At 72.4% G+C, this 2,929-nt stretch carries 1 protein-coding gene; it reads left to right on the forward strand.

Annotation, left to right across the window (positions count from 1 at the left end; genetic code table 11):
• Positions 1-2,929, forward strand: a 2,929-nt coding sequence (locus AC08ON_RS16505) for an ATP-binding protein (protein ID WP_476617290.1), incomplete at both ends; no start/stop codon positions are given.

Here is a 2,929-nt window from a genome sequence, read left to right on the forward strand (position 1 = left end):
CGGCGATGGAGGCGCTCAACGCCGACCTGCAGCGCGAGTGGGGCCTGAAACTGCGGGTGCGGATCGGGATCAACACCGGCGAGGTGACCGTCGCAGGCGGTGGCGTCACCGGCGATCCGGTGAACGTCGCCTCCCGACTGGAACACGCCGCTCCCCCCGACGAGATCCTCATCGGGGACACCACCTACCGCTTCATCCGGCACAGCGTCACGGTAAGCCCGCTCGGCCCCCTGGTCGTCCAGGGCAAGCGCGACCCGCTGCGGGTGCACCGGTTGATCGGGCTGGTAGACCCGACCGCGGGTCCCGGCAGCCGGGCCCCGACCCATGGCTTCACCGCCCCGGTCATCGGGCGTAACCGGGAACGCCGCCGGCTGCAGGACGCCTTCGAGGCCGTGGTCGAGGAACGCAGCTGCCACCTTTTCACCGTGCTGGGCCCGGCGGACATCGGCAAGTCCCGGATGATCGGCGAGTTCTGCGCGGCCATGGCGAACCGGGCGACCGTGCTCACCGGGCGTTGCCTGTCCTACGGCGAGGGCATCGCCTACTGGCCGCTGATGGAGATGGTGCGCCAGGCCACTGGTCTGTCCGCTGACGAGAGCGCCCCGGACGGGCGGCGTCGGCTGCGGGAACTGCTCGACGGTGTCACCCAGGCGGCGGAGATCGTCGAGGCGCTCGCGCCCCTGGTGGGGCTGGGCGGCGCGGAACTCGGTCCGCAGGAAAGCTTCTGGGCCGTCCGGTCCTTCTTCCAGGCGCTGGCGGCCCGACGCCCGCTGATCCTGTGGTTCGACGACGTGCACTGGGCCGAGCCGACCCTGCTCGACCTGCTGGAGAACATCGCCGACTGGTCCCGCGACGCCCCCATCATGCTGCTGTGCCTGGCCCGCCCGGAACTGCTGGAGGAGCGGCGGGACTGGGGAGGCGGCAAGCTCAACGCCACCTCGATGCTGCTGGCGCCGCTGACCGAGGCGCGCTGCCAGCGCCTGATCCGCACCCTGATGGGCTCCGACGACCTCGACCCGGCCCTCGTCTCCCGGATCACTACCTCCGCGGCCGGCAACCCACTGTTCGTCGAGCAGATGGTGGCGGCCCTCGTCGACGACGGCCTGCTGCGCCGGGAGGGCAGCCGGTGGATCGCCACCGGCAGCCTGCGCAACGTGACGGTGCCGCCGACCATCTCGTCCCTGCTCGCGGCCCGGCTCGACCGGCTCGACCCGCCCGAACGGCGGGTCCTTGAACGCGCCGCCATCGTGGGGGAACGCTTCTACCTCGACGCTGTCATCGACCTGTCAGACCCGAGCGAACAGCCGATGGTCGCAGCCCACTGCCTGAGCCTGGTCCGCAAGGAACTGGTGCATCCGGACCGGTCCGACCTGCCCGGCGTCGAGACGTTTCGGTTCCTGCACGTGCTGCTGCGCGACTGCGCCTACCAGTCCACCGCCAAACGGCAGCGCGCCGATCTGCACCAGCGGTTCGCCCAGTGGCTGCAGACCCGGCTGGAGGGTGGCCCCGGTGAGCACGACGAACTGGTCAGCTACCATCTGGAGCAGGCGTTTCGTTACCGGGTGGAGATTGGGCAGCGCGACACCGAGACGATCGAGCTGGGCCGATCCGCGGCGACCTGTCTGATCGAGGCGGCGGACCGGGTGCGCCAGGGCGACGAGACCGGCGCGGCCCAGCTGCTCAAGCGGGCCATCACCCTGCTGCCCGAGACGGACCCGCTGCGGCTACGGGCCGAGATCGACCTCGGCTGGGCGCTGTACTCGTTCGGCCGGCTCTCCGACGCCGAGCGCATCCTGCGCCAGGTGACCGAGCGGGCCCGGCGCGCCGGGGAGGAGGGCCTGCGGGCCCACGTCCGGCTCGCGTACCTGCGGGTGCTGTTCTCCACCGATCCGGAGGGCCTGGTCGCCAGGACGCTGACCGAAGCCGCGGTATGCCTGACCAACTTCGTGCAGGCCGGCGACGAGGTCGGCGCGGCGCTCGCCTGCCGCAGCCAGGCCAATGCCTACCTGGCGGCCGGGCAGTTCGCCGCGGCCGAGCGGGCGATGGAGAACGCCGTCCGGCACGCGGAGGAGTCCGGCGTGCCCCGGGCCGCGCAGTCGCTGCGCCGAGAGCTCACCATGCTCATGAGCTGGGGGCCCCGGCCGGTCGCCGTCGGGATCACCCGGGCGAACGAGGCCCTCGACGCCGCCGGCGACGACCGGGCTCTGCGTCGGGCCGTGCTCGCCCAGCTCGCGCTCCTCACCGCCATGTCGGGGGATCTGGAGGGCGCACGGATCCATCTCAAGGCGACCGAGGAGATCGTTCACGACCTGCGCGCCCCGCGGGCCGACCCCTTTCATGGCGGGTTCGTCGTGGCCCGGGTGGCGCTGCTCGCCGACGAGCTGGCAGTCGCCGAGCGGGAGCTGCGGCGAAGCTGCCGACAGCTGTCCCGGATGGGGGAACGCGCGTTCCTGGCCAACCGGGCCGCGGCACTCGCCGACGTTCTCGTCCGGCTCGGCAAGGTTGACGACGCGGGCAAGTATGTCACCCGGTGTCGGGACGCCGCCGCTGCCGACCAGCTACCGGCCCAGGCCGGATGGTGCGGGGTCCACGCGAAGCTCCTGGCGCTGCGCGGCCGCGATGCCGAGGCCCTCCGGTTCGCCGACACCGCCGTCGATCTCGCCAGCCGCACCGACGACGTCGACGGCCAGGGACATGCGCTGCTGTCCCGCGCCGAAGTTCTCTACCGGGCCGGCCGCAAGGACGACGCCGCCGAGAGCCTGGAGGCTGGCATCACCCGGTATCTGCACCGGGGCAACGTCGCCGCGGCAAACCTCGGCCGCCGGCTGTTCGACGCGCTCGACGGCCCCCCGCCGGGAACCGGAGGCCCCCACCAGGGACTGGAGACCCCCCACCAGGGACGGGAGACCCCCCGCCAGGAACTGGCTAG

The sequence above is a fragment of the Frankia sp. CoWAU3 genome (assembly GCF_977971855.1).